Genomic DNA, 16,072 nt, shown 5'->3' with positions numbered 1-16,072 from the left:
CGTTCATCCTGTCCTACATCGGCGCGTTCCACTCGCCGACCCCACACCGCATCCCGGTCGCGGCCGTCGCCCCCGGGCAGCCGGCGGGGCAGGTCACCGCGCAGCTGAACGCACTGAAAGGCGACCCGTGGCGTCCGCGAGCGGCCCCGCCGTGTCCAGCACCACCCAGCAGATCGCGGCCGGTATCGAGCAGTCCCGGCACCGGCAGGTGCGGACCGTCGACATCCGCCCGCCGGCCGCCGGGGACGGCAGCGGCCTGTCGTCGTTCTACCTGGTCATCGGCTGGATCGTGGGCGGCTACCTGGCGGCGGCGATCCTCGGCGTCGGCGGCGGCGGGCGCCCGGCGAACCTGCGCCGCACGGTCATCCGGCTGGGCTCCCTCGCGCTGTACGCGATCGTCTCCGGACTCGGCGGACCGCAGCGGCGTGCCGGCCGATATCGATGCCACGAGCCGCCACTCGGCGTGAGCAACCGGCCTCAGCCCCTCGATCAAGCAGTGGGTCTACGCGGCGTGCGCCATAAACCTTGTTTACACCGTACTTATGATGGTAGCCTCGCCACAGGAGACGCCCCCGCGGTGCCGGGTGATCGCGCATCGAGTATTTATATCGTCTACGCGGGACCGCAGCATGTGGTCAGCCTCAGCCATTTTCCGATCCACCGGCGAGTGGGCCATACCTTCACGAGGAGGCCCTCCAATAGCTCACCTCCGATATTAGCGGTCTCGGTGAATCACCTTCCAGACGCACACTTCCTGCTTGAGGAGAAGATATGCAGATCAAGGGTGCACGGGTGCTGCTGACCGGCGCCAACGGCGGACTGGGGCGCGCCATCGGCCAGGCACTCAAGGCAAAGGGGGCGGATCTGCTCATCACCGGTCGGCGGGAGGGTGCGCTCGCACCGGTGGCAGAGGCGCTCGGCGCAAGGTCATTGGTGGCCGATCTCGCCGACCGAGCTGACGTGGAACGCTTGGCCGAGGCCGCCGGGAGCGTGGACATCCTCGTCGCCAACGCGGCATTGCCTGCCAGCGGCACGGTTTTGAGCTACGAAGCCGAACAGATCGACGCAGCACTTGAGGTCAACCTGCGTGCACCGATAATGCTGGCACACCGGCTGGCACCGTTGATGATCGAGACCGGCCGGGGGCACATTGTCATGATCGGGTCGTTGGCCGGAAAAGCAACATCCCCCTCCAACGCTCTCTACAGCGCCACAAAGTTCGGGCTGCGTGGGTTCACCCTGGGACTGCGCCAGGACCTCGACGGCACCGGTGTCGGGGTGTCGCTCGTCCAGCCGGGATTCGTCAGAGACGCCGGGATGTTCCACAACACCGGCATCAAACCCCCTGCGGGAGTGCGCACCGCATCTCCCAGGCAAGTCGGCGAGGCCGTCCTTACAGCGATCCACCGGAACAGTGCCGAAGTGAACGTGGCACCGTTCGAAGTACGAGTCCTCAGCGCGCTCGGCGGCCAGTTTCCGCTACTCGCCGAAAGAGTCCAGCGTCGGGTCGTCAGCGAGGAACTGAAGGAGCGCATGGACCGAATTCGCCGCTGAACGACCTGATCAGAGCCAGTTATTTGATCCCCGGTCTCGCGAAGGGCAACTCAACCAGCGAAGGCGTCTCGATGGGTTCATGAACCGGCCGAATGGACAAGCATGACCTGCGCAGCGCAAGCCGAGGCCGACCATTCCAGCCTCGCCGCCGGATCTTCACGAAATTCTTGGTGGACGCTGTCGGTGGTAACCATGGCCAGCGTATTGATGGGCTTGGGCGGGAACTCGCTCAACGTCGCACTGCCCGCGGTGGTCCGCCATTTCCGCGCCGGCCCGGTACAGGCGAGCTGGATCCTGCTGTCCTTCATGCTGGCCAACACGGTGCTGATCATCGTCTTCGGTCGCTTCGCCGACATGTTCGGGCGCCGGGCCATGTACCTGGCCGGGCTCGCCGCCTACACGCTGGGGAGCCTTCTGCTCGGCTTCGCGCCGACGGCCTGGACCGTGGTGGGGCTGCGGGTGCTGCAGGCCGCCGGGGCCGCGATGCTGCTGGCCAACAGCGCGGCCATCCTCACCGACGTGTTCCCGCGCGAGCATCTCGGCCGCGCCATGGGCGTGTACACCGCAGGCTTCTCCATCGCGCAGCTCGCCGGCCCCACCCTCGGCGGCTTCCTGGTCGACGACTTCGGCTGGCGCTGGGTGTTCTGGTACAACGTCCCGTTCGGCCTGCTGTGCCTCGCCTGGGGCGCGGCCGTGCTGCGGCCGGCCGAACCCGCCCACGGCGAGCGGGGCGTCGACGTGCCGGGCAACGTCCTGATCCTGGCCGGTCTCGGTGGCCTTCTTTTCGGCCTGTCGCAGGCCGGCGACCTCGGCTGGACCAGCCCGCTCGTGCTGAGCGGCGTCGGCGTGTTCGCGGTCCTGCTGCCGGTCTTCATCACCGTCGAGCGGCACAGTCCCCACCCGGTCGTCGACACCGCCCTCTTCCGCGACCCGCCGTTCGCCCTCGGCATCCTCGCCACCTTCCTGGACGCCACCGCCCGGATAGGCGCCGTCCTGCTGATGGCCTTGTTCTTCCAGGCCGTCGAGGGAGACGACGCCGTCACCGCCGGGCTGAAGGTCCTCGCGATGCCGGCGATCGCGGTCGTCGCCTCCACCGGATCGGGCTTCCTGCAGCGCGGCATGGACCCCCGCACCATGGCCGCGCTCGCCTCCGCACTGACGACCCTCGGCTTGGTCGTCCTGCTGGTCGCGGTGTCGCCTCACACCGGCTATTGGCCGATCATGCTGGGCCTGATGCTCATGGGCGCGGGATCGGGGGCCTTCCTTCCGGCGAACGCCACGGCGCTGCTGCGGGCCCTCCCGTCCCACCGCCTCGGCATAGTCAACGCGATGCGCCTGATGATCATGAACATCGGGATCGTCGTCAGCACCGCGCTGGCCTTCCCCATCATCACCGCCCCCGTGGCGACGCCCCTGCGCGACCACGTCTTCGCCGGCACGCTGTCGCAGGTCTCCACGTCGGGCGTGGTCCAGCTCGTCACCGGCTACCGGTACGCCCTCGGCCTGATGGCGGCCCTCTCAGCCTTGGCCGTGCTCTCCTGCTACGCCGCACGCCGCTCCGATAAGGCGACCCGCAGTGCAGCAGTCCCACAGTGTGAAACACCCTGAAACGAATGCCTGATGCAAGCCCTCTCGGCGGCGCATCGGCCGCCGCATGGAGCGTGACGCCGTGGGAGCAGGAAGGGCCTCATTGCCTGCAGAGTGGATTGACCCGGTCACCGTGGGTAAGGCCCACGGCACGCAGGCCACCGCAGGGCTGAACCGGCCGCCAGTGGCGGCTGGTGGGCCGCGCGACAGGCCATACAGCCATCTATGACAGGGAGTGACGATGACCAGTCTGCCGCCGCCGATCACGCCGTTCCTCGAGCCCGCGGCCAAGGAGCTGACCGAGGCGACCGATCCGCACCCCAGGATCTACGAGGTCCCTCCGGAGAAGGGCCGCGAGATCCTCCTCGATCTGCAGAGCGACACCAGCGTGCCCCGCCCGGACGTCGACGAGGAGTGGGTCGAGGTCGACACCGGCCAGTGGGGCACGGTCCGCACCCGCATCATCCGTCCCAAGGGGGCGAGCGGGCCGCTGCCGGTGATGTTCTACATCCATGGCGCCGGCTGGGTCTTCGGTGACGAGAAGACCCACGACCGCCTCTTCCGCGAACTGGCCGTCGGCGCGGGCGCCGCGGGCGTCTTCCCCGTCTACGACCGGGCGCCGGAGGCGAGGTATCCCACCCAGGTCGAGCAGAACTACGCCGTGGGCCAGTGGGTCATGGAGCACGGCGCGGAGCACGGCCTGGACACCACGCGCATCGCCGTCGCCGGCGAGTCGGTCGGCGGCTGCATGTCGGCGGTGTTCGCACTGATGAACAAGCAGCGCGGCGGGATCGACCTCAAGGCGCAGGTCCTGCTCTACCCGGTGACCAACGCCGACTTCGGCACCCCGTCCTACCTGCAGTTCGCCGAGGGCTACTACCTGACGCGCGACGGCATGAAGTGGTTCTGGGACGCCTACGCCCCCGACCCGTCACGGCGCACCGAGGTGTACGCCTCCCCGCTCCAGGCCTCCCTGGAGGAACTGAGGGGGCTGCCCACCACCCTGCTCATCACCGACGAGGCCGACGTGTTGCGCGACGAGGGCGAGATGTACGCCAACAAGCTGCGCGAGGCGGGCGTGGACGTCACCGCGGTCCGGGTCGCCGGCATGGTCCACGACTTCCTCCTTCTGGACAGCCTGCGCGACACCCGAGCCACCAACGTCGCCCGCAAACTCGCCGTGGACGCCCTGAAGACGGCACTGCACAACGTCTGAGCCGCCCGCGCACCCCGACGAAGCAGCGGCTGCCACGCCGACCGCACGGCGGGGCAACCGCCCGGGGGCGTCGACGCGCCGATCACCAGAATCGCCGGGCGGGATCAAGCCCGGCATGCCGATGACCGAACCTGCCAGACCCGGCCCATGGATCCCAGGAGCATGCCGATGTCGTCATCTCAGCAGGACATGGTCGAGGTCGAACTCGGCGACCGCAAGGTCGCGGTTCCCAAGGGGGGCCTCTACGACCGGTACCGAATGAACACCGACCTCGACGAGGTCGACCGCGACCCCCGCGTCCCCAGCGTGGACTTCTTCCGACGGATGCCCAAGACCAAGGTCGACTCACCGATCGGCACCACGCTCACGCCGAACTTCTACTACCGCTCCTCCAGCGCCCGCATCACGTTGCTCGCCCGCTCCCGCGCGATCCGAACCCGTCTGCCCGCAGAGCTGTCACCACTCGAAGTCGCCCCCGGCCTCGGACTGATCTCGATCATGTTCTTCCGCTACGACGTCTGCGACATCGACTTCTACACCGAGGCCGCCGTCGGCATCGCCGTGCGACCGGCCCGGCATGGCCGACTCGGGTTCATCGACCTCCTCGCCGCCCTCAAGAACGACCAACTCGACTCCTACGTGCTGTCGCTGCCGGTCAATACCGACATCGCGCAGATACGCGGGCACGATGCTTACGGTCTCCCCAAGTGGGTCACCGAACTCGACGTCGACATCGACACCGATCGGACCGCGGCACGCGTCGCCAACGACACCGGCGGGACCGACCTGTCGTTCTCAGCACCGACACCGAGCCAGACCAGCCATCCCAGCGGCAGGCGCGTCTCCACCCTCATCTCCTACACCACCATCAACGGCGCGTGGCACTCCACCCTGAGCCAGACCAACATGCTCGCCACCGGAACCACACGCCTCCCGCGAGACATCACTCTCCGGATCGGCGAAGGCCGCATGGCCGACGACCTGCGATCACTCAAGCCCATCCAACCCGTCCGACTCGACGTCGTCACCGAAGGCCAAATCGCCCTGCACATGCCCATCCCCACCTCGGTCCCCAACCCGACCTGAGTGGGGAGGAGCCAGCGCGACAACTTGAGCAGGCCCGTCGTCGATGGCCTCTCACAGGGGGCGGCTTGCTGTGGCGGTGCCTGGCGAAGCAGGCAGCCACGCGCGGTAGCGCCGCAAGGCCCGTCGGCGCCGACGTTCTTCGGACAAGAGCGCGTACGCGGGGTGGATGGCAGGCCTGGGCGCGCTACCGCGGGCGATGCGGCGCATCTGGTGGCGGACCTGCGCCATGCTCGCAGACGACGCGAGAGCCTTGTCGGACCAGGTGACCGGCCGCAGTTGCCGCTCGGCCTCGCGACCGTGCCGCCAGCGGTCGGGCAGGTCCGGGGTGACGGCCAGTGCGGTGCCCATGCCGATCAGCGCGACACCGCTGTCGAGGACCCTGAGAGCGGTGTCGCGGCGGGTGATGCCGCCGGTCAGCATCAACGGAAGCGGGCTGGTCCTGGCCAGGTCCGTCGCCAGATCCAGGAAATAGGCTTCCCGGGCCCGGGTGCGCGTGTCGGCGGGACGACCGGTCATCGCCGGGCTCTCATAGCTGCCACCGGACAGTTCGATCAGATCGATGCCGAGCGGTTCGAGCAGCGCGATGACCCGCCGTGCGTCGTCGGCGTCGAATCCGCCGCGTTGGAAGTCGGCGGAGTTGAGTTTCACCGCGACCGCGAAGGCCGGTGAGACGACGGCGCGAACGGCACGGACGACCTCCAGCAGCATCCGGGCCCGGTTCTCCAGCGACCCACCCCAGGCGTCCGTGCGCCGGTTGACCAGGGGCGACAGGAACTGCGACAGGAGGTAGCCGTGCGCGGCGTGCACCTGCACACCGTCGAAGCCCGCCTGTTCGGCGCGTTGGGCCGTCACCGCGAACCGGGTCACGGTGTCCTCGATCTGCGCGGGGGTCATGGCGACGGGGCGCCCGAATCGGCTGCTGTGCCGCCCCAGGTCAACGCCCACGTCCGACGGCCCCCACACGACACCGGGCATGTCGGCCTGGACCTGGCGACCGGGGTGGTTGATCTGCATCCACATCGCCACTCCCCCGGCCTTGCCGGCCTTGGCCCACTCGGCGAAGGGCTCCAATGGCGCCGCGTCGTCGAGCACGACTCCCCCGGGACCGGTCAGCGCCTCGGCATGGACCATGACGTTGCCGGTGATCAGCAGTCCGGCGCCGCCGGCGGCCCACCTGCGGTACAGCGCGGTCAAGCGCCGGTCGGGAAGCTGACCGTCGCCGGCCAGGTTCTCCTCCATGGCCGCCTTCGCGATCCGATTGCCCAGCACCTGCCCAGAGCGCAGGGACAGCGGTGAGAACAGCTCGCCGGCCATACGGGTTCCCCTCTCGATCTCCACCATGACCATGTTTGCAGTGCTCACATTAACGGACGATGTAAGCAGTGCAGACATTGGAGGAAGTGTTCTGCATCACCCCGCCATGACCACTCCGCACGCTGGCAACTGAGCCGTCGCGACCAAGACGGCACCCGCGCCCCCATAGCACGCCTCGGACCACGCAACAGCACCCCAGCGCACGACCGCCGACGTGACACCCCTCACGAATGTTGACACTGCGCACTTCTGTTCATAATGTGTGCACTGCAAACATTCGGCTCCCGGTAACCGAGAGGCGGGCCGTTGCGCGGCCGGCACTGCACGCGGCGCGACCACGGGCCCGCCACAGGGCGGGTTTCAGCCGAGCACTCCCGGCAAAGACCTGCCGCAAAACGCCCTGACCTGGGACGTCCGCGGGAGCCCTCACTCAGCCATGTGAAGCGGAGCATCCATGAAGGCGATATCGATCAAGAAGCCCGGTGGCCCCGAGGTCCTGGAATGGACGCAGGTGGACGACCCGACGCCCGCTGTCGGCGAAGTCGTCATCGATGTGGCGGCCAGCGCCCTCAACCGGGCTGACATCATGCAGCGGATGGGGCTCTACCCGGTGCCGCCGGGCGCTTCGCCCTACCCGGGTCTGGAGGTTTCGGGCCGCATCAGCGCCCTCGGGCAGGGCGTGACCGGCCGGCAGGTCGGCGACGAGGTCTGCGCGCTGCTCACAGGCGGCGGCTACGCGGAAAAGGTCGCCGTCCCCGCGGGTCAGTTGCTCACGATTCCCAAGGGGACCGGACTGGTCGAGGCGGCGGCGCTGCCCGAGGCGACCGCCACGGTGTGGTCCAACATCGTGATGACCGCGAAGCTCAAGGAGGGCGAGACCTTCCTCATGCACGGCGGGGCGGGAGGCGTCGGGACCGTGGCGCTCCAGATCGCCAAGGCCCTGGGAGCCCGGGTGGTCACCACGGTGGGCGGTCCCGAGAAGGCCGAGCGGGCGAGGGAACTCGGCGCCGACCTGACACTCGACTACCGCACGGATGATTTCGCCGAGCACGGACCCTACGACGTCATCCTCGACGTCATCGGCGGCCGGTACCTCGAGCGCAACATTCGGTCGCTGGCCACCGACGGGCGCCTGGCCATCATCGGCATGCAGGACGGCCTGGAGGGCCCGCTCAACCTCGCTGAACTGGTCTTCAAGCGCGCATCGGTCCACGGCACCACCCTGCGCACGCGGCCCGCCGCGCAGAAGGCCGCGATCGTGGCCGAGGTGCAGCAGCGCGTCTGGCCGATGATCGAGAACGGGGCCGTGCAGCTGATCATCGATCAGCGCCTGCCCATGGCCGAAGCCGCCGAGGCCCACCGGCACATGGAAGCCGGCCGGCACGTCGGCAAGATCCTCCTGGTGAACGAGTAGAGGCCGGGCTCCGGGTCGCGGACTACGGTGAGAGGGAAACTCCATGGACACCCAGGTCGATCTCAGCAACCTGCCGGTCGATGCGAGCGCGCTGGTGATGGTGACCGGCGCCACCGGTTACGTCGCCGGCTGGATTGTGGAAGGCCTGGTCGACGCGGGAGTCACCGTCCATGCCGCAGTCCGCGACCCGCGCGGTGCCGGCAGGGGCTAGCACCTTCTCGACGCCGCCGATGCATCACCAGGAACCCTGCGTCTCTTCGCATCCGGCCTCCTGCGGGAGGGCTCGTACGCCGAAGCCATGCGGGGATGCCGCATCGTGATCCACACCGCTTCGCCCTTCGTCCGGTCTGTGCGAGATCCCCAACACGATCTTGTCGACCCGGCCGTGCAGCACGGAAGCGGGGGTTGGGTCGACTTGAGCGAACCCCGCGCCCACTCCAAGTCCGCGCTGCTCGTCGCGGGTCTGTCGGCAAGGGGACTGCTCACCGGGCTGCTGCCGCGGCCGCGTTGCTGCCGCGCACCCGGCACGAGGTGCGGTCCCGGGACGAGTCGGCGTGACCGGGCTACCGCTGGGAGGCGCGGCCGGACGAGGTCGCGCGAGCGAGGGCGGCGACGACGCTCGCGCACGCGTGCTCGACGGCCGCGATCCCCTTCTCCAGCGTGGAGTCGCGCTCGGACACGGCCGCGACCAGGAACAGCCGGCCGGCGTCGCGGATCAGGCCGATGCTGTTGACCGTCCAGCGCCCGTCGTGGATCCCGCGGGGCAGCCAGCCGTTCTTGAGCGCGACCTGCGCCCCGTCCCCGGCCGCGGCGCTCACCCCCCACGCCTGCTCCGACGTCACGTCCGCCATTAGTCTCCGCAGGTAGCGGCGGCCGGAGGCGTGCAGGGCAGAGCGGTTGGACGTGAGCGCGGCCAGCAGCCGGACCTGGTCGGCGGCGCCGGTCGTCGTCGCTCCCCAAGCACCGCCCCCGCCGGGGATCGTGTCGCGCAGGCCGAGCCTGCGGTTGGCAGACGCCAGCCCGGACGCCCCGCCGATCTCGTTCCACAGCGCGCTGGCCGCATCGTTGTCGCTGATCCGGATCGCCTTCTCGGCGAGCGTCCGCTCCGATGCGGTGAGGACGCGCTTCTCCCGCTGGGCGCGCAGGAGCAGGGCGATGACGATGTCGACCTTGACGATGCTGGCGGTCGCCGTCCGCAGGTCGCCGTTGTAGGTGAAGCCGAGGCCCGTGGTGACCTCCCGCACGGACACCGACAGGTCGCCGGGCATGTCGCGAAGGTAGCGGTCGAGCGCGCGGGTGAGGGACGCGCGCTCCGACCGGCCGAACGCGGGAGGGCTGGACGGTGCGGGCATCGGGGTTCCGGTGGGCGGTGGGTTCGTCGCGCGGGGCGGGATCGTCTCCCGGACGACGACGGATGAGCCTGCCGCCAGTAGGACGGCGGCGCCGGCGAGCGCCGCCACCAGGAGCGCGATCGGCCTCATGACGGCGGGGACGGAACGTCGGAATCCATGATCGCGAGTGTTCCGAGCCGGCCGTTACCTCGCCGTTAACGGACTTGCATGCCGTCATTGCGGCGAACCAGCGCGTCCTTCCGAGGTTCTGATCGTTCTTCTTCGCGAGGTCGTCCACGCCGTTGGCGGCGAACGCCTGACGGGGTTCGGCAGTGTCCTCCCCGCCCCCGGCCGTGACGCCGAGCCGCGCTCAGACGTCACCCGGGGCGGCGGCCCTGATCCGGCCCGACCGCCGAACACGATCGCGGCACCGCGCGCGCCGAGCTGGACGCCGAACGCGACGCGCACGCCGCGACCACCGCACGCGCCGCCGACTCCACCCGAGACGGTGCCCAGGACTTAGACGACACCCGCCGGCAGCTGACGGCCGCCGTGCAGGCCCGCGACACTTCGGCCGCCGACGCCGCGGCCGTGCGCGAGCAGCTCGGCGCCACCGCCGAACGCGCCCGCGCCGCCGAGGAGCGCGCGCAGTCCCTCGAACGCGCGGCCCGAGCCGAGTAGCCCCCGCCGAGGCGGCCCAGTCCCCTGCGCCGTGAGAGGCCAGGGCAATCCGTCCGTGCCCGGCCGCTGAGTGGGACATCATGAAGGGCAACCACGTATACGGGGGTTCGCGCGGTCGCGCCCCCAAAGGCCGGAGCGGCCGCAATATCACCAACCCGCGTGTTCGGTGGATTAAGAGAGATTCAGATCATCTACTTCAGGGCGATGACTGCTCGTCCGGCGGAAGCGCCGCATCTGAAAGGACAGCCCAGCCAGTGAAGAGCTTCACCCTACCCGGGACGGAAATCTCCGCTCCGAATGTCGTGCTCGGCCTCATGCGCATAGCAGAAAAAAGCGACACGGAGATCCGCGCGCTCGTGCGCACCGCCCGGGAAGTCGGCATCGGCTTCTTCGACCACGCCGATATCTACGGCCGGTCGCCGCACGAGTGCGAACGGCGATTCGCCGAGGCCATGCGGTTCACCGCCTCCGAACGCGACGCCGTCACCATCCAAACCAAAGCGGGCATCGTCGGAAAAGGTCCCTACTACGACCACTCCTACGAGCATGTCATCGCGACGGTCGAAGAATCACTACGCGCCTTGGACACAGATCGCATCGACATCCTGCTCTTGCACCGGCCTGACGCGCTCGTCGAGCCCGAGGAGGTCGCTCGGGCCTTCGACGAATTGGAGGCCACCGGGAAAGTGCGGGCGTTCGGCGTCTCCAACCACACCCCCGGCCAGATCGAGCTGCTCCGGCGCCACGTACGCCAGCCCATCGTCGTCAACCAGCTCCAGTTGTCGATCACCCACGCGCCGATCATCGCCCAGGGCCTGACGGCCAACATGGTGGGTGAACCGGAGTCGGTGACCTTGGACGGCGGCGGAGTCATCGATTACTGCCGACTGCACGACATCACCGTCCAGGCCTGGTCCCCGTTCCAGTCCGGGCGCGTCGATGGGGTCTTCCTTGGTGCGCCCGAGCACGCCGAACTCAACACGGCCATCGACCGTCTCGCCGCCGAGTACGGGGTACCGCCCATCGCGATCGCCACCGCGTGGATCACCCGGCATCCCGCCCGTATGCAGGTCGTTCTCGGCACCACCACTCCCGACCGAGTGGCTGGGGCGGCCCAGGGCTCCGACATCCCCCTCACCCGTGCCGAGTGGTACGAGCTCTTCCGGGCCGCCGGCCACCGCCTTCCGTGATCGGCCGCCGGACAACGGCGTCGCTCGCTCTGGACAGCGAACAGGTCCACTCGCGCCTGCTCGACGTACTGGCGGCGGGCTAGGTCGCGCTGATGGCCGGGCGCGCCGACGCCGACCAGGCGTGTAGGGAGAACGGCCGCGCTGAGCAGACCTGCCGGACTGCCGAGGACAACGCTGCGGCAGCCGAGCGCCGCGAGCAGCGCGCCCGGGAGGCTTACGCGGACGCCAAGGCCGCCTACGAGGAGGTCTCCGGCCGGCTCACCGATGCCGAGCAGGTCAACGCGCGGCTGCGCGGCGCTGCAGGCCGTCGAGGTCGAGCTGCGGCGCGGGCTCGGATCTGTCGCCAGCCGGTGAGCTGCTGCCCTCTGCCTGCCTCTCAGGCAGCGGGCAGCACCTTGTACGCGGAGGCACAACGTGCTGGCGCGCCCTGCCAGGCCGTATCCGGCCTGTCGTCGGGCGGGCGGTCGGAATGCCGGGTCCGGTGCCGGGACCGAGGCCAGGATGAGCGGTATGTGACAACGACGTTAATCGTTTTCGGATGCCTTGCAAGGCTCCTCGTTCCCGAATGTGTCTCCAGCCGCCAGGTGGGTGACGCAGTTAAGGGTCAGACCTTCATCAGGGCATAGGTACCGGAGCCATCCTGCCTGCCGCTGGAGTACTGGCGGATGAATTCCCCGTCGGCGTACCGGTCGTGGCCCATCATCGAGCCGGTGTACTTGTTCTGGACGCCGATCTTGTCGGAGCCGGGCACGTCGCGGTAGATGTAGAACCGCTGGAGGTCGTCCTCGGTGCAGGGGACCGTCATCAGGACCGCCTGTTCGGTGGCCGCGTTCTGCGGGGCGATGGTCGCGCAGCCGCCGTTGCCCCAGTTCCACAGGGACGCCTCGAGGATCCCGTTGTGCTCGGTGACGTTGCACAGCCGCCAGTTGTCCAGGTGGGCACTGAAAATCGACGAGGGCCGCAGGCGGACACCGTCGTCGGCCAGGAGCGGCCCGCCCCAGGACAGGGGCTGCCCGGGCACAGCGATCTTGTAGGAGTCGGACTGGCAGGCGAGCGCGGCCCGCGTGCTGCGTTCGGTGGCCTTGGGCTGTGCGGCGGACGTGCCGCCGGTGGACGCCGGGCGCTGCGCGCGGCGGTCCCGCAGCTGCTTCGCCGTCGGTGCCACCGCACCCGCCGGGTGCTTGGCCTTCGCGGCGGCGCTGGTGCAGTCGAGGAGCTCTTGCGCCTTGCGCATGATGCTGTTGGCGGGCACCTGGTCCTGGCAGCGCACGGCGCCCTCTTCGAGGGTGGTGTAGGTGGTGTAGCCGCCGCTGTCGGGTCCCTCGATCCACTTCAACGCCCAACTGCCGTCGTTCTGCTGGACGCGGTTGCAGTTGACGCTTCCGTAGGTGCCGGTGACCTTCTTGATCCCCTTGTAGAGGCCGTAGTAGCCGGGCTCGCGGAAGTTCCACGTGATCGTTTGCGAAGCGGTGCTGGTGGAGGAGTAGTTCACCTGCACGTTCAGGCCCGCGCTCGCGCCGACCATGCCGAGGGCTTCGGTGGCGAAACTGCCCTGGACGCTGCCGTTGAAGCCGACGGAGACCGAGATATCCCCGGCATGACGCTGGCCCTGAGCTCCACCTGCAGCGGTCAGTGCATCGCCGGAGCACCGGCTTGGGGCGGCGCACCCGCGGTTCTGGGCCCTGACGAGACCAAGGAGGGCACCCTCACCTACAACTCCACCGTCTCCAACGGGGCCGTCTCGTTCATCCAGCCCGCCTACCAAGTGCAGGGGGGAGATCCTCGGCGCGACCCCCGTACGGATCAACGGAAGCTGGTACGGTCCCGAACTGCGCTGTGACGCGCAGGTCGGCGGCGGCCCCGGCTGCATCGTCATGGGGCACCTGGCCAACGTGACCTTGCCCAAATCCGTCTACGGTGCAGCCGCCGTCGCCTACGAGTGGGCACAGACGAACCTCACGACCAACAACTTCGGCACCGCCGACAAACCGCTGCAACGTGACGCCGACGATACGAACGCGAAAAACAGGCGCAAGCAGTCGTGCACGCTGGGGCCGCTGCCCTTCAAGCCGGACCCCACGGTCCAAGACGATTCCTGTGACGAGTTCCCCTTCGCCAAGTCCACCCAGGGCGGCACGAACGGTTCCCTGTGCGCGGAGATCATCCCCCGGCAGGACAACGGCGTATGGAGCGTCAAACTCGTACGGGGCACCCTCAACGCGCCCTGTATACGGGCCCACGTCCCCCTGAAGCAGAACACGGGCGCGGGAGGCGAACTCGGCCGTGCCGTCGTGGCCGACCGCATCATCGACCACGAGTGGTACCAGGTGATCATCGTCCCGTAACCTCCGTCCCCCGTGCCCCGCGACACCGGGCCGCCGACGGGCAAGCCACAAGATCACCAATGTCCATGTCGGCTCGGCCGCGGCTCGCTGGCCGCAGCCGACGAACTGGCGCCCGCCCGGCAGATGGATATTTCAGGGGTGGGCGAACGCGCCGGCCGCGCGGCGGACCTTACCGATGAGGATCTTGACGCATGCCGATGATCGGCCCCGGTAGCGCATCCGAGGCTGCTGCGGGGACGGAGATCCTGACCGGTGTCCCGGGCTTGGTCGACAACCACCTGAGCCAGGCCGTGGGCAAGGTCGGCGCCCGCCCGGCCCATTTCCGCCTTGGCGTTGAACTTGCTGGCGACCGCCTCCACCAGGCGCTTGACCAGTCCGGTCGCGTCCGCGTCTGGTCGTCCTGGCAGCGGACTGTTCCTTCTAGAACTTCATCGGACGAGCGCCGTGTCCACAGGCGTAGGCGACGCCGTCCACCTCCGATCCGCACTCGACGTCGATCTCTTCCTGGACGGGCAGGGCGTCGGATGTCAGCCCGCAGAGCGATCACCGGGGCGTCGCGCTTGAGGTCGAACTCGCAGGTCAAGCCTGTTCCGTCGCGCAGCTTGCACGGCTTCAGGGCGGCCGCGTCCAGCCCGGGGGCACCCCGGGCCGGGTATGTAGGCGGTCTGCCGGCATCAATAAACGATCCGGAGAGCGTGCAGATGTTCGAGCATGCGGCCATGTTCACGCTCGGCGGGCAACAACCCCGACGAGGGTTGCATCCGTGACGCTGTCAAGGCACTCGCGGCTACGGTGCTGACCGTGCTGGGGCTTGTGCTGGCCTGACGACCAGCACAGGCGAAATCAACGATCGCTCCGGCTAGAAGCGCCCGGCGAATGCCGGGCCCTTCTTTCACGGGCGCCGGGGCGCAAGGTCTCACCTGCACGGTGAGCCGGCGAACGCGTACGCTTCCCGCAGTCGGTGGGGTGGGGATGTCAGGGCGGGGCGCGATGTTATACGGCCGCGAAGCCGAGCAGGATGTGGTCGACCGATTGCTGGAACGGGCCGCGCAGGGTGTTCCGGGATCTCTCGTCGTGCGCGGTGAGGCGGGCCTCGGGAAAACGGTGCTGCTGGAGCATGCCGAGGCTGCCGCGCGGGGCCGGGTCCTGCGGGTGACCGGGGTCGAGTCGGAGACCGAATTGCCCTTCGCCGCGCTGCACGTCCTGCTGGGCCCGGTCCTCGACGAGGTCGGGCGCGTCCCCCGGCGGCAGGGGGAGGCGCTGCTGGGCGCGCTGGGGCTGGGAGCCGACGCGCCGGGGGACCGGTTCCAGGTCGGCCTGGCCGCGTTGAGCCTGCTCACCGAGCTCGCGGCGGAGGAGCCCCTGCTGTGCCTGGTCGACGACGCGCACTGGCTGGACCGGGAGTCGGCGGACGCGCTGCTGTTCGCGGTCCGGCGCCTGCGCTCCGAACCGGTGACCACGATCTTCGCCACCCGGGCGGACGCCGGCGTCTTCCCCGCGCCCGGGGTGCCCGAGCTGCGGCTGGCGGGACTGGACGGCCGGGCGGCGCGAGCGCTCGCCGATTCCACCACGACGCTGGCGCCGTGGGTGCGCGACCAGGTCGTGGCCGAGGCGGACGGTAATCCGCTGGCCTTGGTCGAGCTCCCGCGCCTGCTCACGCCGGAGCAGCGCGCCGGGGCCCTGCCCTCGCCCGGGTTCGCGGTCGGCGTGACCGAACCGCCGCTGGGGCGGGTGCTGTCGGCGTTCCGTGAGTGCGTCCGGGAGTTGCCGGCGGTGTCGCGTCTGTGCCTGCTGGTGGCGGCGCTGGAGGGCACCGGGAAGATCGAGACGGTCGCGCGTGCGGTCGCGGCGCTCGGAGCCGAGCTGACCGACCTCGCGGCGGCCGAGCACGCCGGGCTGGTCCGGGTCGCCTCGACCGGCGTCGAGTTCCGCCACCCGCTGGTGCGGACCGCCACGCGGCTCGCCTGCGACGTGGCCGAGCGGGTGGCCGCCCACAGGGCCCTCGCCGGGACCGTGGACGACGACCGGCGGGCCTGGCATCTCGCCGCGGTGGCCACCGCGCCCGACGAGGCGGTCGCCGCCGCCCTGGAGCGGGCCGCGGTGCGCGGTCGCCGCCGCGGTGGCCAGGTCGCGGTGGCCGCCGCGTACGAGCGGGCCGCCGAACTGTCGCCCGCGCCCGAGGCGGCCCTTCGCCGGTGGGTCGCCGCGGCGGGCGCCGCTCTGGAGGCGGGCCTGCCCGGACGGGCGGAGGAGCTGACCGCGCGCGCCGCCACCGGACGGCCGCCGGACGAGCCCCGCGTCGTCGCGGAGCTCGCGCGGGTGCGGGCCGCGCTCGCCTTCGAGTCCGGGCGGCC

The 16,072-nt window shown here is 69.7% G+C and carries 14 protein-coding genes; 11 read left to right on the top strand and 3 right to left on the bottom strand.

Annotation, left to right across the window (positions count from 1 at the left end; all coding sequences use genetic code 11):
• Window positions 1-151: 151 nt before the first annotated feature.
• From ABZ914_RS08365 to ABZ914_RS08345, 5 genes are all read left to right on the top strand, one after another.
• Window positions 152-802, top strand: a complete 651-nt coding sequence (locus ABZ914_RS08365) for a hypothetical protein (protein WP_500192371.1) — start codon at window positions 152-154, stop codon at window positions 800-802.
• Window positions 772-1,554: an SDR family NAD(P)-dependent oxidoreductase gene (locus tag ABZ914_RS08360; protein ID WP_500192370.1), complete on the top strand. Its 783-nt coding sequence runs from the start codon at window positions 772-774 to the stop codon at window positions 1,552-1,554. The genes ABZ914_RS08365 and ABZ914_RS08360 overlap by 31 nt, the downstream gene beginning before the upstream one ends.
• A 192-nt stretch (window positions 1,555-1,746) precedes the next feature.
• Window positions 1,747-3,162 (top strand): MFS transporter, encoded by a 1,416-nt coding sequence (locus tag ABZ914_RS08355; protein WP_500192369.1) that lies wholly within the window; start codon window positions 1,747-1,749, stop codon window positions 3,160-3,162.
• A 220-nt stretch (window positions 3,163-3,382) separates the two neighbouring features.
• On the top strand, window positions 3,383-4,357 hold the full coding sequence (locus tag ABZ914_RS08350) for an alpha/beta hydrolase (RefSeq protein WP_500192368.1): 975 nt from the start codon (window positions 3,383-3,385) through the stop codon (window positions 4,355-4,357).
• 189 nt (window positions 4,358-4,546) lie between these two features.
• Window positions 4,547-5,443 carry an acetoacetate decarboxylase family protein gene (locus ABZ914_RS08345; protein ID WP_500192367.1) on the top strand — a complete coding sequence of 299 codons (897 nt, stop codon included), beginning with the start codon at window positions 4,547-4,549 and terminating at the stop codon, window positions 5,441-5,443.
• 51 nt (window positions 5,444-5,494) lie between these two features.
• On the opposite strand, the gene ABZ914_RS08340 is transcribed toward ABZ914_RS08345, so the two are convergent.
• Window positions 5,495-6,790, bottom strand: a complete 1,296-nt coding sequence (locus ABZ914_RS08340; protein WP_500192366.1) for an NADH:flavin oxidoreductase/NADH oxidase family protein — start codon at window positions 6,788-6,790, stop codon at window positions 5,495-5,497.
• A 421-nt stretch (window positions 6,791-7,211) separates the two neighbouring features.
• Here ABZ914_RS08340 and ABZ914_RS08335 point away from each other — a divergent pair, with 421 nt between their 5' ends.
• Window positions 7,212-8,171 carry an NAD(P)H-quinone oxidoreductase gene (locus ABZ914_RS08335; RefSeq protein WP_500192365.1) on the top strand — a complete coding sequence of 320 codons (960 nt, stop codon included), beginning with the start codon at window positions 7,212-7,214 and terminating at the stop codon, window positions 8,169-8,171.
• A 43-nt stretch (window positions 8,172-8,214) separates the two neighbouring features.
• Window positions 8,215-8,382, top strand: a complete 168-nt coding sequence (locus tag ABZ914_RS08330; RefSeq protein ID WP_500192364.1) for a hypothetical protein — start codon at window positions 8,215-8,217, stop codon at window positions 8,380-8,382.
• Window positions 8,383-8,734: 352 nt separating this feature from the next.
• Here the strand turns inward: ABZ914_RS08330 and ABZ914_RS08325 are convergent, their stop codons facing one another.
• Window positions 8,735-9,652, bottom strand: coding sequence for a serine hydrolase (locus ABZ914_RS08325; protein ID WP_500192363.1), 918 nt, complete (start codon window positions 9,650-9,652; stop codon window positions 8,735-8,737).
• 402 nt (window positions 9,653-10,054) lie between these two features.
• On the opposite strand from ABZ914_RS08325, the gene ABZ914_RS08320 reads away from it, so the two are divergent.
• Both ABZ914_RS08320 and ABZ914_RS08315 read left to right on the top strand, forming a co-directional pair.
• Window positions 10,055-10,183 (top strand): hypothetical protein, encoded by a 129-nt coding sequence (locus ABZ914_RS08320; protein ID WP_500192362.1) that lies wholly within the window; start codon window positions 10,055-10,057, stop codon window positions 10,181-10,183.
• A gap of 254 nt (window positions 10,184-10,437) precedes the next feature.
• Window positions 10,438-11,373: an aldo/keto reductase gene (locus tag ABZ914_RS08315; protein WP_500192361.1), complete on the top strand. Its 936-nt coding sequence runs from the start codon at window positions 10,438-10,440 to the stop codon at window positions 11,371-11,373.
• 604 nt (window positions 11,374-11,977) lie between these two features.
• On the opposite strand, the gene ABZ914_RS08310 is transcribed toward ABZ914_RS08315, so the two are convergent.
• On the bottom strand, window positions 11,978-12,898 hold the full coding sequence (locus ABZ914_RS08310) for a hypothetical protein (RefSeq protein ID WP_500192360.1): 921 nt from the start codon (window positions 12,896-12,898) through the stop codon (window positions 11,978-11,980).
• A gap of 349 nt (window positions 12,899-13,247) precedes the next feature.
• Here ABZ914_RS08310 and ABZ914_RS08305 point away from each other — a divergent pair, with 349 nt between their 5' ends.
• Both ABZ914_RS08305 and ABZ914_RS08300 read left to right on the top strand, forming a co-directional pair.
• Window positions 13,248-13,718: a NucA/NucB deoxyribonuclease domain-containing protein gene (locus ABZ914_RS08305; RefSeq protein ID WP_500192359.1), complete on the top strand. Its 471-nt coding sequence runs from the start codon at window positions 13,248-13,250 to the stop codon at window positions 13,716-13,718.
• A gap of 876 nt (window positions 13,719-14,594) precedes the next feature.
• On the top strand, window positions 14,595-16,072 hold a 1,478-nt coding region (locus tag ABZ914_RS08300), incomplete at its 3' end, for an AAA family ATPase (RefSeq protein WP_500192358.1).

The sequence above is a fragment of the Spirillospora sp. NPDC046719 genome (assembly GCF_040645715.1).
Lineage (GTDB): Bacteria > Actinomycetota > Actinomycetes > Streptosporangiales > Streptosporangiaceae > Spirillospora.
The sequence above is the reverse complement of the archived record's forward strand: the minus strand, read 5'-3'. Positions and strand labels throughout refer to the sequence as shown.

What these genes read in the sequence shown, in the direction of transcription:
- ABZ914_RS08360 (WP_500192370.1), top strand. Translation starts at nt 772, where the DNA reads ATGCAGATCAAGGGTGCACGGGTGCTGCTGACCGGCGCCAACGGCGGA.
- ABZ914_RS08355 (WP_500192369.1), top strand. Translation starts at nt 1,747, where the DNA reads ATGGCCAGCGTATTGATGGGCTTGGGCGGGAACTCGCTCAACGTCGCA.
- ABZ914_RS08350 (WP_500192368.1), top strand. Translation starts at nt 3,383, where the DNA reads ATGACCAGTCTGCCGCCGCCGATCACGCCGTTCCTCGAGCCCGCGGCC.
- ABZ914_RS08345 (WP_500192367.1), top strand. Translation starts at nt 4,547, where the DNA reads ATGGTCGAGGTCGAACTCGGCGACCGCAAGGTCGCGGTTCCCAAGGGG.
- ABZ914_RS08340 (WP_500192366.1), bottom strand. Translation starts at nt 6,790, where the DNA reads ATGGTCATGGTGGAGATCGAGAGGGGAACCCGTATGGCCGGCGAGCTG.
- ABZ914_RS08335 (WP_500192365.1), top strand. Translation starts at nt 7,212, where the DNA reads ATGAAGGCGATATCGATCAAGAAGCCCGGTGGCCCCGAGGTCCTGGAA.
- ABZ914_RS08330 (WP_500192364.1), top strand. Translation starts at nt 8,215, where the DNA reads ATGGACACCCAGGTCGATCTCAGCAACCTGCCGGTCGATGCGAGCGCG.
- ABZ914_RS08325 (WP_500192363.1), bottom strand. Translation starts at nt 9,652, where the DNA reads ATGAGGCCGATCGCGCTCCTGGTGGCGGCGCTCGCCGGCGCCGCCGTC.
- ABZ914_RS08310 (WP_500192360.1), bottom strand. Translation starts at nt 12,898, where the DNA reads ATGGTCGGCGCGAGCGCGGGCCTGAACGTGCAGGTGAACTACTCCTCC.
- ABZ914_RS08305 (WP_500192359.1), top strand. Translation starts at nt 13,248, where the DNA reads ATGGGGCACCTGGCCAACGTGACCTTGCCCAAATCCGTCTACGGTGCA.